Origin of the sequence: Bradyrhizobium sp. (genome assembly GCF_030654605.1) — a bacterium.
GTDB lineage: Bacteria > Pseudomonadota > Alphaproteobacteria > Rhizobiales > Xanthobacteraceae > Bradyrhizobium.
Window position 1 is genome coordinate 68233 of the sequence record NZ_JAURXB010000258.1, and the last position, 16028, is coordinate 84260.

The following is a 16028-nucleotide window of genomic DNA, read 5'->3' on the forward strand; positions in this document are numbered from 1 at the left end:
CAGCGAAGATGATCATGACGAGCCCCACGCCCTTCCTCCGCCTTCGATCGCTCGTGCTGGGCTGCGCCGCGGCGCTGGTCCTGATGGCCGGCGGGTCGCCGCTGCAGGCGCAGTCCGTGGCGGTCATGGTCAACGGCGAGCCCATCACCAATTTCGACATCGAACAACGCGGCAAGCTGAATTTCCTGTCCACGCGCAAGGCGCCGGTCCGCCAGGAAGTGATCAACGAACTGATCGATGAAAAGGTCAAGATCAGGGAAGGCAAGAAATTCGGCGTCGAGCCGACTTCGACCGATGTCGATCAGTCCTATGCGCAGATGGCTTCGCGGATGCGCATGCCCGCCGAGCAGCTCAACAAGACGCTCGAGGCCCAGGGCATTCGCCCTGACACACTGAAGTCGCGCCTGAAGGCCGAGATCGTCTGGACCAGCCTGGTCCGCGGGCGCTTCAAGGGAAGCCTCCAGGTCGGGGAAAAGGACGTTGCCGCCGCCGCCCAGGCCGCGGGCAACGAGAAGCTCGAGGCCGAGGCCTTTGAATATCAGCTGCAGCCCGTCGTGTTGATCGTCCCGAAGGGATCAGCCCCCGCCCTCATCGAGGCACGGCGCAAGGAGGCCGAAGCATTGCGTAGCCGGGTGCAGACCTGCGAGGAGGCCAACGCGCTGTTCAAGTCCATGCAAAACGCCACGATACGCGCCGTCGTGACCAAGACGTCGGCCGACCTCCCGCAGGTGCTGCGCGAGGTACTCGACAAGACCCCGATCGGTCATCTGACCGCGCCCGAGCAGACGAAGGCGGGCGTCGAGATGGTGGCGTTGTGCGGACGCAAGCCGACCACGGTCGACACGCCGAAGAAAAAGGAAATCCGCGACAAGATGTACGTCGAGAAGTACGAGGCGAAGTCGAAAGCCTACCTGCAGGATGTCCGCAAAGCCGCGATGATCGAATATCGTTGATGCATGGCAAAGCCCCTCGCGCTGACCTCAGGCGAACCCGCGGGCATCGGGCCCGACATCACGATCAAGGCGTGGCTGCGCCGCGATGAACTGAAGCTACCGGCATTCTATCTGGTCGGCGATCGCGACTCCGTTGGCAAGCGCGCGGAAGGCCTCGGACTGAAGGTAAAAATAGCCGACATCCGGCCCGAGGATGCAGTCGCGGCATTCGCCGACGCCTTGCCGGTGGTGGCCACCCGCCATGCCGCAACGGCGCGGCCGGGCCAGCCCGACGACAGCAGCGCGGCGGCGGCACTGGCATCGATTCGTCAGGCGGTTGCCGACGTCGCCACCGGGCGGGCAAGCGCGGTCGTCACCAACCCGATCGCCAAGAGCGTGCTCTACCGCGCCGGTTTCCGGCATCCCGGCCATACCGAATTTCTGGCCGAACTCGCGACAAGCGGCGGTCGCACGCCGCAGCCGGTGATGATGTTGTGGTCGCCCACCCTCGCCGTCGTGCCCGTAACCATCCATCTTTCGCTGCGCGAGGCGATCGCGCAGCTGTCGAGCGAGTTGATCGTCAGCACGGCCCGCATCGCGGTGGCGGATCTGAAGGCCCGCTTCGGCCTCGCCCATCCGCGCCTCGCGGTATCCGGCCTCAATCCGCACGCCGGCGAAGACGGCTCGCTCGGCCTCGAGGACCAGACCATCGTGGCGCCGGCGATCGAAATCCTGCGCAATGAAGGCATCGACGCACGGGGACCGCTTCCGGCCGACACCATGTTCCACGCTGCCGCGCGCAAGACCTATGATTGCGCGATCTGCATGTATCACGATCAGGCGCTGATCCCGATCAAGACCATTGCCTTCGAGGACGCGGTCAACGTCACGCTGGGACTGCCGTTCATCCGCACCTCGCCGGACCATGGCACGGCGTTCGACATTGCCGGCAGCGGACGCGCCAATCCGTCGAGCCTGATCGCGGCGCTTCGGCTGGCCGACCGCATGGCGGCGGCGCGGCCGACATGAGCGGCATCGACGACCTGCCGCCGCTCCGCGACGTCATTCGTCAGCATGACCTCTCGGCCCGCAAATCGCTCGGACAGAATTTCCTGCTCGACCTCAACCTCACCGCCCGGATCGCGCGTGCGGCGGGCCCGCTGGAAGACGCCACGGTCATCGAGATCGGTCCCGGCCCGGGCGGGCTGACGCGCGCACTGCTGGCGCTGGGCGCGCGGCGCGTCATCGCGGTGGAGCGCGACGAGCGGGCGCTGCCGCCGCTCGAGGAAATTGCAAAACGCTATCCGGGACGACTGGAGATCATCTGCGCCGATGCGCAGACGTTCGATCCACGGCCATTGCTCGGCGGTGTGCAGGCGAAAATCGTCGCCAACCTGCCCTACAATATCGCGACCCCGCTGCTGATCGACTGGCTGTCGATCGAGCCGTGGCCGCCCTGGTACGACATGATGGTGCTGATGTTCCAGCGCGAGGTGGCCGAGCGCATCGTCGCACGCGAGAATGACGAGGCCTATGGACGGCTGGCCGTGCTCGCGAACTGGCGCGCCGAAACCAGGATCCTGTTCGATATTTCCCCGGCGGCATTCGTGCCGCAGCCCAAGGTCACTTCCTCGGTGGTGCGGCTGGTGCCGCGCCCGGCGCCGGAAACGTGCGACCGCCGGGCGCTCGAGCAGGTCGCGGCGGCGGCCTTCGGTCAGCGGCGAAAAATGCTGCGGCAGAGCCTCAAATCGCTAGGTGTCGATCCGGCCCGGCTGGCCGCCGCAGCCGGGGTCGATCTGACCCGGCGCGCCGAAACCGTCGCGGTCTCCGGCTTTGTTGCCATGGCCCGCGAATTGATAAATATACGCCCGACAAAACCGTCCTGAGCAAAACCGTTCCAAGGGAGAGAAACGCCATGGCGCTGATGAAACGCCAGTCATTGGTCAAATTCGATGCGCCGCTGTGCGAAACCATCGTCGATACGCCGAAGCCGCAGGGCAACGAAGTGCTGGTCCGCATCGAGCGCTGCGGGCTGTGCCATTCCGATCTGCATATCCAGGATGGTTATGCCGACCTCGGCGGCGGCAAGAAGCTCGACACCACGCGCGGCATGACGCTGCCGTTCACGCTGGGACACGAGATCGCCGGCGTGATCGAGGAAACAGGTGCCGATGTTTCGAAGGACCTGATCGGAAAAAAGGTAGCCGTCTTCCCCTGGATCGGCTGCGGCCAGTGCCGCGACTGTCTCAATGGCGATGAAAATCTCTGCGCCAAGCAGCGTTTCCTCGGCGTCTCCATCGACGGCGGCTTCGCCAGCCACGTGCTGGTGCCCGACGCCAAATATCTCCTGGATTACGACCCGCTGCCGGTCAATCAGGCCGCGACCCTGATGTGCTCCGGCGTCACCGCCTATGGCGCGCTGAAGCGGCTGGTCGATCGGCCGCGGCAGCGCAATTTGCTGCTGATCGGCCTCGGCGGCGTGGGCATGATGGGACTGTCGTTCGCGCAGGCGATGTTCAAGCAGCCGATTTCGGTCGCCGATCTGAGCGCTGCTGCGCGCGAAGCCGCGCTGCAGAACGGGGCCGCGGTCGCCTACGATCCTTCCGAGGCCGACATCGCCAAACGCATTCTCAAGGAAACCGAGGGCGGTTTTGACGCGGTGGTGGATTTCGCCGGCAACGAGAAATCGATGGCCTTTGCGGTTGCCGCGGTGGCGCGCGGCGGCAAGATCGTGGTCTCCGGACTGATGGGCGGCAATTTCAGCCTGCCGATGGTGCAGTGGATCTACAAGCGCATGACCATCGAGGGCTTCATGGTCGGAACGCTGGCCGAAGCCAGGGAATTGATGGCGCTGGCCCGTGCCGGCAAGATCAAGCCGACGCCGATGAAGGAAGAGCCGATGGGCGAGGTCCAGAAATGGATCGACGAGTTGCGGGCCGGCAAGGTCGTCGGGCGCATCGTGCTGAAGAATTGACACGGTCTTGCCGGGCAGCGCTTCTCGCGGTGCCCGGCAGGTGCTAGGCTGCTCCCATTATATTTGGGGATGCATTGGGGATGCGCCGGCCGGCCAATTGCGGACGTCTGGGACTTGCGGCGCTGAGTGCGCTGCTGCTGGCGATTTTTGCCGGCCCCGCCGCGGCAGAGAAACGCATCGCGCTGGTGGTCGGAAATTCCGCTTACCAGAACATCACGCGGCTCGATAATCCCAAAAACGACGCGACGCTGATGGCCGACACGCTGTCGGGCCTTGGTTTCGCGCTGATCGGTGGCCGCGCCCAGCTCGACCTCGACAAGCAATCGCTCGATACCGCCGTGCAGAACTTCGGCCGGCAAATCCAGGGCGCCGACGTGGCGCTGTTCTATTATGCCGGCCACGGCGTACAGGTCAGCGGTTCGAATTACCTGGTGCCGGTCGGCGCCAATCCAACCCGCGAGGCGGACGTCGACTTCCAGATGGTGGACGTCAATCTCGTGCTGCGCCAGATGCAGGGTTCCGGCACGCGGCTCAACATGGTGATCCTCGATGCCTGCCGTAATAATCCGTTCGGCGCCCGCGGATTGCGCGCGTCCGATGGCGGCCTGGCCCAAATGCGGGCGCCGGAGGGCACCCTGATCTCCTACGCGACGCAGCCCGGCAGCGTCGCCCAGGATGGCAGCGACGGCCACAGCCCCTATACCAGGGCCCTGGCGGCGACCATTCGGCTGGCCGGGCTCGACATCTTCCAGACCTTCAACCAGGTCGGCCTCGCCGTGAAGCGGCAGACCGGCGGATCGCAACAGCCCTGGGTGTCGTCGTCGCCGATCGACGGCACCTTCTATTTCGTGGCACCGCTAGCCGCGGCCTCGCCGCAGGTGGCCGTGGCGCCGCCCCGGCTGTCCGATACGCTGCGTCCGGATCCAGACCGGGTCCCGATCAAGGATGCCGTGCTGCTGCGGGAACTGAGCGACCGGCTCTATGAACGCAACTTCGATCCGGAGCCGCTCGACAGCAAGAACGGCATGAAGCTCGCGATCGCCAGGTTTCAGGAAAAAAGCAGCATGACGCCGACAGGCGAAGCCACCGAGGGCGTGCTGACGCGGTTGCGAAAAATGGAGGACCTGAAGCCGTGGGGGTCGATCGTCTATGGTCCCGACAGCGACAAATGGGGCATCTCCTGGAATCACGCATCGCGACGGGCCGCTGTGGAAGATGCGCGCTCGAACTGCGGTACAAGCAAATGTCCGGTTGAGCTGAGTTTTTACGGAACGCGGTGCGGAGCCTTCGCGATTTCAGGAAAATCATGGTCGCTGGTGGCGCGGGATACCGTCCAGCGGGCCAGGGACGCGGCGCTTGACGAGTGCGGCAAGACTGGCAAGTCTTGCCGGATTATCGGAGCGGCGTGTGCCGACGGCTCCGGCCGCTGAATACACTCTGATTCATTGGAAATGATGCTGATGCCAAACCCCATTCGACGCCCGAACAGGATTGCCCTTCTTTGCGCCCTCGCCATCGGGATCGGCCCCGCCACCGCGCTCGCGCAATCCGGCAGCGCCGGTGGCAGCATCGGCAACGACGAAAAGTCGGTGTCCGGTTCACGGCAGGCGCCGCGGTCGGTCGAGACTGAAAAGCCGGCGCGGCGAAGCAAGCCCGAAGCCGGCGAACCGCGCCGCGCCGCACGAAAAAGTGGTGGTGGTGCTGGCAGCGGTGGCGGCAATTTCGACGGAGCATGGGTGGCCCATTCCGTGGGTACGACCTGCGGCGCCGCGACCGAGAGATTTATCATCAGCAGCGGCAGGCTTTCGGGAGAACTCAGTTCCGGCCAGGTCAGTCCAAATGGCTCGACGACGTCGGGCGGGTCCGCCTCCGGCGTGAGCTGGAACAGCTCGGGCCGCTTCTCGGGCCGCAGCGGCTCCGGGACGTTCAGGCGATCGGACGGTTGTACCGGACGATGGACGGCGTCGAAACAGTAGCCAGACTCGATCGATTTAGCCCGCGCCGAGGCTGAATATCCGAGCCTAAATTAAGCCCTATCCCCTCCGGAATTGCGGCTCATTGCCACCCAAGTCTTTGCCGACATAGGGGGCGTGAAGCGTCGCGTATCATCCCCGGAGATGAAAATGTCCAGTCGAACCGCAAAATTGGTGTCCGCCATTTTCACCACCCTGCTCGCTTGTGCACCGCTCATCACCGCATCGCATGGCGCGCCGGCCGAAGCCGAAAAATGTCTCTCCGGACCGAAAGGCGCCCCGCCCGCAGGCGGTCATTGGTATTATCGCGTCGACCGCTCCACCAAGCGCGCCTGCTGGTACATCGGCGACGCCAAGGAAAAAATCACGGAAAAAAAAGCGGAAAAAATCGCGCGGGCCGCGCCGGAAACTTCGCCGCCGGCGGCCAATTCCGCTTCGCCGCCGGGCAGCGCCAATACGCAGTCTTCAATCGCCAACGCGCGCGCCGAACTGCCGTTGCCGCAATCGCGCGCCGAGCAGGAAACCAGCGTTTTCACTGCGCCGCGCCCGCTGGCCACGGTCGCCGGTGCGATCAGCCCGGACAACGACCCGCGTGCAAATGCAGACGATGCCCGCGCCCGGAGATCGATCGTCGCTTCGCGTTGGGGTGAACTGGCGGCCAGCAGTACACAGGCCAGCCCCGAACCGTCCAATTCCGCGCCGGCAAATCCCGGGGCTGCGCCCACGGCTTCCAGGGCCGCGCCAACGCCTTCCACGGCCGCGCCAGCGCCAGTGAAGGCCGCGCCACCGGCCGCCGCGCTCCCGCTTGCCGCAGCGGACGCATCGTCGACCGAAAAACCAGCCGGCTCGGTCCAGATGCTGCTGATCGCCATCCTTGGCGCACTGGCGCTTGCGGGCCTGCTGGCGAGCGCGATTTTCAGGCTCAGCCGGCGACGGAGCAACATTCGCATCGACCGGCGCGTGAACTGGGATTCGGTGCGGACCGACCGGCCGTCGCTATCGGATGAGGCGCGAGCCGCCAGATCGATGAGGGCGCTCGACTTGCTGCCGCAGGGTAGTCTTCCCCGCGAGCTGCGCGCGGCGGATGATCCGGACCAACGGATCGCGCAAATGCTCTCGCGGCTGCCGCGAAGGGCCGCGACCTGACCGCCCGGAGCTATTTTTCGAGTTGCTGCTGCAAAGCGCGTACGAACTGGGTCAGGCCGACTCGCCGCGCCCGCTTGAGCCGCTCGGCCTTGAGGATCGACTGCACCTCCGCAAAGGCTTCGTTCACCTCGTGATTGATGACGATGTAATCATACTCGGCCCAGTGGCTGAGTTCATGACTGGCACGGTCCATCCGGCCGCGGATGACCTCGGCCGAATCCTGCGCACGGGTCTGGAGCCGTTTCTCGAGGTCCGCGGCCGATGGCGGCAGGATGAACACGCTGACGACGTCCGCACCGGCACCGTCCCGCAATTGCTGGGTGCCCTGCCAGTCGATGTCGAACAGCACATCGCGTCCTGACGCCAATGCGGCTTCGACCGGCGCGCGCGGCGTGCCGTAGCGATTGTCGAACACGGTGGCCCATTCGAGCAATTCGTTCTGCTCCACCATCCGTTCGAAGCCCGGCCTGTCGACGAACAGATAATCGCGGCCTTCGACTTCACCGGGCCGCATCGGCCGGGTAGTGGCCGAAACCGACATTTGCAGCCCGGATACTTTTTCGAGCAGCATGCGCGACAATGTGGTCTTGCCGGCGCCCGACGGCGACGACAGCACGAACATCAGTCCGCGCCGCTCAACGCCGTCGAAGCTGTGGCCGCCCGCCGTCATGATCACTCCAGGTTCTGAACCTGTTCGCGGAACTGCTCGACCACGTTCTTCATCTCGAGGCCGGTATTGGTCAATTCGAGATCGTTCGACTTGGAGCAGCAGGTATTGACCTCGCGGTTGAATTCCTGCGCCAGAAAATCGAGCCGCCGTCCGACCGGTCCGCCCTTGCCGATCATCTCGCGGGCTTGCGAGATATGCGAGGCGATGCGGTCGAGCTCCTCGCGAATATCGGCCTTGGCTGCGATCATGATCGCTTCCTGACTGAGCCGGTCGGGATCGAAGCGGTCGGAGGTATCGAGCAACGCCGTGATCTGCTCGGCGAGCCGGGCCTTGATCGCCTCGGGCCTGCGGCCGGGCGCGGCCTCGGCCTTTTTGGCCAGGCGCTCGATCTCATCCATCCGTTGCGACAGGATCTGTCCGAGCGTCACGCCCTCGCGGCGCCGCATCTCGACGAGGTCGGTCAGCGCCTGCTCGAATGCGACGGCGGCAGCGGCCCTCGCGGCCTTGTCCTCGACCTCGTTGCTCTCGGGCTCGACCACCTCGATGACGCCCTTGATCGACAACAGCCCGTCGATGCTCGGCGCCACCGCATCGATCTTGCCGGCCAGTACGCCTGCAACCTTGACGATCGACGCCAGCACGTCCTCATTGATACGGATGGTCGAGACCGCGTTGGCACGCTTGACGTTCAAATTGGCGTAGACGGTGCCGCGCGACAGCACTTCGCCGGCGCGCTTCTTGGCCAGCGCCTCGAGTTCGTCCCAGCCGGGCGGCAGCCGCATGCGCAGGTCAAACCCCTTGGCGTTGACCGACTTCAATTCCCATTCGAACGCGTAGGGGCCGCTGGCGCCGTGGCTGCGGGCAAAGCCGGTCATGCTCGACAACGCCATCGCTTGAATTTCTCCGGGAGTGCAGGTGCGGGATTCGCAAGCCTGAGCTGCGACATTAAAACGTTTTCGGCCAAAGTGGAATTCGGTTCCGGCGCGGAAACGGCGCTAGCGCTGAACCACCGGGGGCGTCGTCGTCGATTGCGCCGCGCCCTGCCGGGCCGGAGCGGCGGGCGTGGTCGCCGGGGCGGCCGGCGGAGCGGCGCGCACGGGCCTTTTCGGCGCGGCCGGCCTGGTCGTCGTGGCGGTGGGATTGGTATCGGCCGGAGCGCCGGCCGCGGCCGGCTGGGCCTCCTCTACGGCCGGTTCGACCGTGTCGTTCTGGATCTGCTTTTCCAGCGCGCGCAGCTTGACGACGTTCTTCTGATGCTGGTCGTAGGTTTCGGTAAAGGTGTGGCCGCCGGTGCCGTCGGCGACGAAGAACAGATCGCGCGTGCGCGCCGGATTGGCCGCGGCCTCCAGCGAGGCGCGCCCGGGATTGGCGATCGGTCCGGGCGGAAGGCCGTCGATCACGTAGGTGTTGTAGGGTGACGGCTGCTGGATTTCCGAGCGCTTGATCGGCCGGCCCAGCGTTCCCTTGCCGCCGACCAGTCCGTAGATGATGGTCGGATCGGACTGCAGCTTCATTTTCTGCCGCAACCGGTTGACGAACACCGCAGCGACGCGGCTGCGTTCGTCCGCCTTGCCGGTTTCCTTCTCGATGATCGAAGCCAGCGTCACCAGTTGCTCCGGCGACTTGACCGGAATCTCCGGATTTCGGCGTTCCCAGATTTCCGCCAGTACGCGTTTCTGGGCCTGTTGCATGCGCTGGACCACCTGGTCGCGCGGGGTGCCGCGCGGAAATTTATAGGTCTCCGGCAGCAAGGTGCCTTCGCGCGGTATTTCCCGGACGGTGCCGGCAAAGATATCGTTGTCGCTGAGGCGGGCGAGGATCTGTTCCGAGGTCAGCCCTTCCGGAATCGTCACGGCGTGCTGCACGACCTTGCCTTCGACGATGGTGCCGATGACATCGCGCAGACTGGCGTTCTTCTGGAACGAATATTCGCCGGGCTTCAGTTCCGAGCTTGCCTTCAGCGCGAACACGCCGCCGATGAAGGCCCAGGGATTGACGTCGATCACGCCCTCGCGCTGCAGCACATCGGCGATGTCCCTTTTTCCGGCCCGCGCCGGAATGTTGACGATCTTGTCTTCCTTCAGCGGACCCGCCGCCTCGATCAACTGCTTGCCATAGACGTAGGCGGCGGCGCCGCCGATCATCACCACCAGCACGACGGTGATGATGGCGTTGCCGACAATGACGAACGGATTGCGGGCGCGATCGGACCGCTTCGGCGGCGGCGGAACCTGCTCGGGCTCCAGCGCGGCGCGCGGGCTACGTGGCGAAATGGGCGGCCTCTCACTCATCGATGCAACCTGAATCCTGTCGGTTTGATCGTGGCCTGGCAAATCACTGCCATGCCAATGGTATACGCCCAAGTATTCTTTAATTTAGAGCATCTTATAGTTTAGAGCGCGACCGGACGCAAAACCGGCGTCCGGTTTTGCTGATCGAGCCCCTGGAGTTATGGCCGAATGCGGCGAAACGGTGGAGTTGCTCTAATCACAGGCTAATTGGTCACCCGCTGCACGATCACGGATGCGTTGGTGCCCCCGAAACCGAACGAATTCGACAGTGCCACATTGATCTCCCGCTTGCGCGGGGTTTGCGGCACGAGGTCGATCGCCGTTTCCACCGACGGGTTATCCAGATTGATGGTCGGCGGGGCGACGTTATCGCGAATCGCCAGGATGCTGAAAATGGTCTCGATCGCGCCGGCGGCTCCGAGCAGGTGTCCGGTCGACGATTTGGTCGACGACATCGACACCGTGGAAGCGGCGTTGCCCAACAAGCGCTCCACCGCGCCGAGTTCGATTTCGTCGCCGACCTGCGTCGAGGTGCCGTGCGCATTGATGTAGTCGATGTCGGAAGCGCTGATTCCGGCGCGCTTCATCGCCGCACTCATGCTGCGGAATGCGCCATCACCGTCGGGCGACGGAGAGGTGATGTGATAGGCGTCACCGGACAACCCGTAGCCGATCACCTCGGCATAGATCCTGGCGCCGCGGTTTTTCGCGTGCTCGTATTCCTCGAGCACCACGATGCCGGCGCCCTCTCCCATCACGAAGCCGTCGCGGTCCTTGTCGTAGGGACGCGATGCTTTTTCCGGAGTCTCGTTGAAGCCGGTCGACAGCGCGCGTGAGGCGCAAAATCCCGCCATCGACAGCCGGCAAATCGGCGATTCCGTGCCGCCCGCCACCATCACGTCGGCGTCGCCGAGCACGATCAGCCGGCTGGCATCGCCGATCGCATGCGCGCCGGTCGAACACGCCGTGACCACCGAATGGTTGGGGCCCTTGAGGCCGTGCTCGATCGACACATAGCCTGAAGCCAGATTGATCAGGCGGCCGGGAATGAAGAACGGGGATACCTTGCGCGGGCCGCGCTCCTTCAGCAGCAACGCGGTGTCGGCAATGCCCGACAGGCCGCCGATCCCGGAGCCGATCATGGTGCCGGTGGCGCAGCGTTCCTCTTCGGTAGAGGGATGCCAATTGGCGTCATCGAGAGCCTGACGCGCCGCGCACATGGCGAAGACGATGAAGTCGTCGACCTTGCGCTGATCCTTCGGCTCCATCCACTGGTCGGGATTGAAGGTGCCGCCGCTGCCGTCGCCGCGTGGAATCACGCAGGCGATCCGGCTGGTCAGATCGGACACGTCGAACGTGTCGATCTTCCTGGCACCGCTCTCGCTGTTGAGGATGCGCTTCCAGGTCGGCTCGACGCCACAGCCGAGTGGCGTAACCATGCCGAGGCCCGTGACGACAACCCGCCTCATATCCAGCACTCCAGCCCAGTATTCACGGCCAACAACAAGAAACCGGTGGACCGCTCGACCACGGCCCGTCCGGCTTCGTCGGCACCGCGCGGGGCGTCAGCTCTTCGCGTTTTTTTCAAGAAATTTTGTGGCGTCGCCGACCGTCAAAATCGTCTCAGCGGCGTCGTCGGGAATCTCGCAACCGAATTCCTCTTCGAACGCCATCACCAGCTCGACCGTATCGAGGCTGTCCGCGCCGAGGTCGTCAATGAAGCTCGCGGCATCGACCACTTTTTCGGGTTCAACACCAAGGTGTTCGACCACAATCTTCTTAACTCGCTCGCCAATCTCACTCATCGTTCAACCTCGTGCTTGTTCCATGTGACCCGTCGTCCCCAAGACGCTACGGACCATCGTGGTCGTTAAACTTCCTTCGCAATCGCGCATCGTCTTGATTTGCCCCGTCATGTCAGACGAAGGCCCGGCGAACGACGGCAGGCTCCGCCCCGCCAATATACAGGGATTCAAATTCCTGCAATGGCGTTCTTTGCCCATCCGTTAGTGGTTCGGTTATCATACTTCCCAAGCCTTGACTACAAAGCCTTGACCACAAGCCTCGATGACAGCCGGAAACCACCCGGGCGGTACATAAGGGCTGGTAACCGGTTCAAAACATGGCCATTCCGCCGTTGACGTGAATCGTCTGTCCGGTCACGTACGCGGCTTCGTTGGAGGCAAGATAGACCGCCGCCGCGGCGATATCTTCGGGCGTTCCCAGCCGCGCCGCAGGAACTTTCGACAGGATCATTTCGCGCTGCTTGTCGTTGAGCGCATCCGTCATCGGCGTCTTGATAAATCCCGGCGCGATGCAGTTGGCGGTGACGTTGCGCTTGGCGTATTCCGCCCCCAGCGTCTTGATCATGCCGATCAGCCCCGCCTTCGACGCGGTGTAATTGCCCTGCCCCGGGTTGCCGGTGACGCCGACGATCGAGGTGATCGCGATGATGCGGCCGAACCGCTTGCGCATCATCAGCTTGGTCGCGGCGCGGGCGAGGCGGAAGGTCGAGGTCAGGTTGACCTTGATGACCTCGTCCCAGTCCTCATCGCGCAACTGCACGAACAAATTGTCCTTCGTTATGCCGGCATTGGCGACGAGGATATCGACCTGCCCCATCGCCGCCTCGGCCGCGGGCACCAGGGCCTCGACTTCGGCGCTGTCGGAAAGGTTGCAGGGCAGCACGTGAACGCGCTCGCCCAACTTGCCGGCGAGGGTGTCCAGCACCTCGCGCCGCGTTCCGGAAATGGCCACCGTCGCGCCCTGGGCGTGCAACGCCTGGGCGATCGCGTTACCGATGCCGCCGGTCGCGCCGGTGACGAGCGCCGTCCTGCCAGTCAAATCGAACATCAAAATCTCCTCCCGGCCACCACCTAATGCCTAATGCGATGCGGCCAATGCGTCCTTGGCGCCGGCGATATCGCCGGGGCCGCCCACTGAAATTCCGACCGCGCCGTCGGCAATGCGCTTGACCAGCCCGCTCAGCACCTTGCCGGCGCCGATCTCGAAAAATCGCGTCACCCCGTGGCTCGCCATGTACGCCACCGATTCGCGCCAGCGCACCGTGCCGGTGACCTGTTCGATCAGGCGGCGGCGAATCTCGTCCGGATCGGTAATCGGCGCGGCCAGCACGTTCGAGACCAGCGGCGACGCCGGTTGCCGGATGGTGACGCCGGCCAGCGCCTCGGCCATGGCCTCGGCCGCCGGCTGCATCAGCCGGCAATGGAACGGCGCCGACACCGGCAGCAGCAAGGCGCGCTTGGCGCCCCTGGTCTTGGCGATCTCGAGCCCGCGCTCGACCGCGGCCTTGTCACCGGAAATGACGACCTGGCCGCCGCCATTGTCATTGGCGGCCTGACAGACCTGACCCTGGGCAGCCTCCTCGGCAACGGCTACTGCCGCCTCATAATCGAGCCCGAGCAGCGCGGCCATGGCCCCGGTCCCCACCGGTACCGCCTTCTGCATGGCAAGGCCCCGGATGCGCAGCAGGCGCGCGGTGTCGCTGATGCTGAAGCTGCCGGCCGCCGCCAGCGCGGAATATTCGCCGAGCGAATGCCCGGCCACGAAGGCGGCATCGCGTCCGACCGAGAAGCCGGCTTCGGTCTCCAGCACCCGCAGGGTAGCGAGCGAGACTGCCATCAGCGCCGGCTGGGCATTTTCGGTAAGCTGCAGGGTCTCGGCCGGGCCGTCCCAGGTGATGGCGGTCAGTTTCTCCGCCAGCGCCGCGTCGACCTCGTCGAAAACCGCGCGCGCCGCCGGAAATGCCTCGGCCAGCGCCTTGCCCATGCCGACGGCCTGGGAGCCCTGCCCCGGAAAGGTGAATGCTGCCGTCATCGGCGCTCCCTGAACGTACCAAATCCCCAAAGTTGAGCCGAAAGACACCGCGGCGGCCGGTTATGTCAAGCCGCCGGACGGGTTCCCCACCGTGCGACAGGGCCTGCCGACCGGAAGGCTTTCCCTTGCCATCGCGGCCAAAATCCTTATAAACCGCACCATCCGTGGATCCCGGCCGGGAGCTGAACGGACGGTCTCAGCAATTTCACCTTCCAGGCGATTTTGATGCGATAGGGCCAGTCGGTCCGTCGTCCCGTGCTTCCGCCTTCTGAGCTTAATCCCGAGTCCTTTCCGAAGGTCTCGAAGGGCTTGCCGCCGGGAACCGCGCCAACACTAGGAAAGGACACCCATGCCTCTTTACGAGCATGTTTTTCTCGCGCGTCAGGATGCGAGCACCCAGCAGGTCGAAGAACTGACCACCCAGATGACCGGCATCGTCGAAGGTCTCGGCGGCAAGGTCGTCAAGATGGAAAGCTGGGGCGTACGCTCCCTCACCTACCGGATGAACAAGAACCGCAAGGCGCACTTCGTGCTGCTCAACATCGACGCCCCCTCGGCGGCGGTCGCCGAAGTCGAGCGGCAGGAGCGAATCAGCGAAGACGTGATCCGCTATCTCACCGTTCGCGTCGAAGAGCACGAGGAAGGTCCCTCGGCGATGATGCGCAAGGCCGATCGCGACCGCGATCGCGACGACCGTGGCGGCGGCTTCCGCGGCGATCGCGAAGGCGGTTTCCGTGGCGATCGTGATGGTGGTGGCGGCGGTGGCTATCGTGGTGATCGTGGTCCGCGCCGTCCGCGTGACGACGCCGAAGCAGCGGTTGAGGAGTAAGAATCATGGCTGAAGCTGGTGCACGCCGTCCGTTTTTCCGCCGCCGCAAGACCTGCCCGTTCACGGGTCCCAATGCGCCGAAGATCGACTACAAGGATTCCAAGCTGCTGATGCGTTACGTTTCCGAGCGCGGCAAGATCGTGCCGAGCCGCATCACCGCCGTTTCCGCCAAGAAGCAGCGTGAACTCGCCCGCGCCATCAAGCGCTCGCGGTTCCTCGGCCTGCTGCCCTACGTGATCAGGTAACAAAACTTTCGATCCGCGGCGTCCGCGCCGCGGATCGGGTTATCTTCAATATCTTCATAAGGCTTCCGGGTCGTCCGGTCGCCGATGGTTGGGGTTCTCCAGGGAACCTCTAACCGCTCGAAGGGAGCGGGACAGCTGATGACCATGATCGTTCTCGTCGCCATTGCGGCCGGCTGCGCGTCGGCGCTGATGTTCGCCTCGATCATCTCGGGCGCGCTGATCTCGATCGTGCTGCTCTACTTCACCGCGTTGCCGTTGATGGTGGCGGGGCTGGGATGGGGTCCGCTCGCCGCCACCATCGGCGGCATCGGAGCGGCCACCGGCCTCGGTGCGATCTTCGGCCTGCACATTTCCATCCCCTTTGTCGTCATGATGGCGCTGCCTGCCTGGTGGCTCGCGCACCTGGCTTTGCTCGGACGGCCGGTTGCCGATGCCGGGTCGAGTGAAGGCGCGACGCCGTCGGCCCAGCCGTCGATGGAATGGTATCCGGTCGGCCGCATCCTGCTCTGGATCGCCGCTTTTGGCACGCTGTCCACCATGGCGACCCTGCTCACGCTGGGCACCGACGGTGCCACCATCACCGAGACCCTGCGGGCGGCCTTGCTGCGTGTTCTCGGTCCCCGCGTCGAGGCTTCGGGTGACGAGATCAAGCAGCGGATCGATGTCGCGTTGATCATCTTGCCCGCGGCCTTCGCCACCAGCGCCATGACAATGCTGATGCTCAACTTCTGGCTGGCTGCCCGGATCACGGCAATGTCGGGACGGTTGCGTCGCTCGTGGCCCGACCTGAAGAGCACCGAGTTGCCGCCGATGACGCTCGCGGCATTGTCGGCCGCCTTCGCGTTCTGTTTTTCCGGCGGGCTGCTTGCGATGCTGGGCCAGACCGTCACCGCGGCGCTGCTGATGGCTTACGCGGTGACCGGCTTCGCGGTGCTGCACACGCTGACGCTTGGACTGAAGGGCCGCGGGCTCTGGCTGGCCTGCAGCTACACCATGATGGTGTTTTCCGGCGGCTGGCTCATCCTGGCGATGGCGGCTCTCGGTATTGCCGACGCGCTCTTCAAATTCCGCCAGCGCTTTCTGCACGGGAGGCCGCCGCCCCTGCCCGCGTCCTGAAATCTGCAACTCACG

17 protein-coding genes are annotated in these 16028 nt (G+C 64.7%); 10 read left to right on the forward strand and 7 right to left on the reverse strand.

The window, feature by feature from the left end:
• Window positions 1-14 precede the first annotated feature (14 nt).
• The 7 genes from Q7U29_RS23385 (at window position 15) to Q7U29_RS23415 (ending at window position 7025) form a co-directional block, all read left to right on the forward strand.
• On the forward strand, window positions 15-953 hold the full coding sequence (locus Q7U29_RS23385) for a SurA N-terminal domain-containing protein (RefSeq protein WP_304745252.1): 939 nt from the start codon (window positions 15-17) through the stop codon (window positions 951-953).
• 3 nt (window positions 954-956) lie between these two features.
• A complete protein-coding gene (pdxA, locus tag Q7U29_RS23390) occupies window positions 957-1961 on the forward strand; it encodes a 4-hydroxythreonine-4-phosphate dehydrogenase PdxA (protein WP_304745254.1) in 1005 nt (334 codons plus the stop codon).
• Window positions 1958-2818 (forward strand): 16S rRNA (adenine(1518)-N(6)/adenine(1519)-N(6))-dimethyltransferase RsmA, encoded by an 861-nt coding sequence (rsmA, locus tag Q7U29_RS23395; protein ID WP_304745255.1) that lies wholly within the window; start codon window positions 1958-1960, stop codon window positions 2816-2818. The genes pdxA and rsmA overlap by 4 nt, the downstream gene beginning before the upstream one ends.
• 29 nt (window positions 2819-2847) lie before the next feature.
• Entirely contained in the window at window positions 2848-3906 is a 1059-nt protein-coding gene (locus Q7U29_RS23400; RefSeq protein ID WP_304745257.1) for an alcohol dehydrogenase, read from the forward strand.
• 80 nt (window positions 3907-3986) lie between these two features.
• Window positions 3987-5336 carry a caspase family protein gene (locus Q7U29_RS23405; protein ID WP_304745259.1) on the forward strand — a complete coding sequence of 450 codons (1350 nt, stop codon included), beginning with the start codon at window positions 3987-3989 and terminating at the stop codon, window positions 5334-5336.
• A 30-nt stretch (window positions 5337-5366) separates the two neighbouring features.
• Window positions 5367-5882: a hypothetical protein gene (locus Q7U29_RS23410; protein ID WP_304745260.1), complete on the forward strand. Its 516-nt coding sequence runs from the start codon at window positions 5367-5369 to the stop codon at window positions 5880-5882.
• Between the two features lie 72 nt (window positions 5883-5954).
• Entirely contained in the window at window positions 5955-7025 is a 1071-nt protein-coding gene (locus Q7U29_RS23415) for a hypothetical protein (RefSeq protein WP_304745261.1), read from the forward strand.
• Window positions 7026-7035: 10 nt separating this feature from the next.
• On the opposite strand, the gene gmk is transcribed toward Q7U29_RS23415, so the two are convergent.
• The 7 genes from gmk to fabD form a co-directional block, all read right to left on the reverse strand.
• Window positions 7036-7695, reverse strand: coding sequence for a guanylate kinase (gene gmk, locus Q7U29_RS23420; protein ID WP_304745263.1), 660 nt, complete (start codon window positions 7693-7695; stop codon window positions 7036-7038).
• Window positions 7696-7697: 2 nt separating this feature from the next.
• Entirely contained in the window at window positions 7698-8585 is an 888-nt protein-coding gene (locus Q7U29_RS23425) for a YicC/YloC family endoribonuclease (protein ID WP_304745265.1), read from the reverse strand.
• Between the two features lie 105 nt (window positions 8586-8690).
• Window positions 8691-9986: an endolytic transglycosylase MltG gene (gene mltG / locus Q7U29_RS23430; protein WP_304745267.1), complete on the reverse strand. Its 1296-nt coding sequence runs from the start codon at window positions 9984-9986 to the stop codon at window positions 8691-8693.
• Between the two features lie 203 nt (window positions 9987-10189).
• Window positions 10190-11455 carry a beta-ketoacyl-ACP synthase II gene (gene fabF / locus Q7U29_RS23435; RefSeq protein ID WP_304745269.1) on the reverse strand — a complete coding sequence of 422 codons (1266 nt, stop codon included), beginning with the start codon at window positions 11453-11455 and terminating at the stop codon, window positions 10190-10192.
• A 96-nt stretch (window positions 11456-11551) separates the two neighbouring features.
• The gene (locus Q7U29_RS23440; protein WP_006020277.1) at window positions 11552-11791 is read right to left on the reverse strand and encodes an acyl carrier protein; all 240 of its coding nucleotides are present in this window, start codon (window positions 11789-11791) and stop codon (window positions 11552-11554) included.
• A 310-nt stretch (window positions 11792-12101) separates the two neighbouring features.
• Window positions 12102-12839, reverse strand: a complete 738-nt coding sequence (fabG, locus tag Q7U29_RS23445; RefSeq protein ID WP_304745271.1) for a 3-oxoacyl-[acyl-carrier-protein] reductase — start codon at window positions 12837-12839, stop codon at window positions 12102-12104.
• A 30-nt stretch (window positions 12840-12869) separates the two neighbouring features.
• Window positions 12870-13823, reverse strand: coding sequence for an ACP S-malonyltransferase (fabD, locus tag Q7U29_RS23450; protein WP_304745273.1), 954 nt, complete (start codon window positions 13821-13823; stop codon window positions 12870-12872).
• Window positions 13824-14172: 349 nt separating this feature from the next.
• On the opposite strand from fabD, the gene rpsF reads away from it, so the two are divergent.
• The 3 genes from rpsF to Q7U29_RS23465 all read left to right on the forward strand — a co-directional run bounded on the left by rpsF (window position 14173) and on the right by Q7U29_RS23465 (window position 16013).
• Entirely contained in the window at window positions 14173-14652 is a 480-nt protein-coding gene (gene rpsF / locus Q7U29_RS23455; RefSeq protein ID WP_304745275.1) for a 30S ribosomal protein S6, read from the forward strand.
• Window positions 14653-14657: 5 nt separating this feature from the next.
• Window positions 14658-14897: a 30S ribosomal protein S18 gene (rpsR, locus tag Q7U29_RS23460; protein ID WP_002711478.1), complete on the forward strand. Its 240-nt coding sequence runs from the start codon at window positions 14658-14660 to the stop codon at window positions 14895-14897.
• A 138-nt stretch (window positions 14898-15035) separates the two neighbouring features.
• On the forward strand, window positions 15036-16013 hold the full coding sequence (locus tag Q7U29_RS23465) for a hypothetical protein (RefSeq protein WP_304745277.1): 978 nt from the start codon (window positions 15036-15038) through the stop codon (window positions 16011-16013).
• Window positions 16014-16028 lie beyond the last annotated feature (15 nt).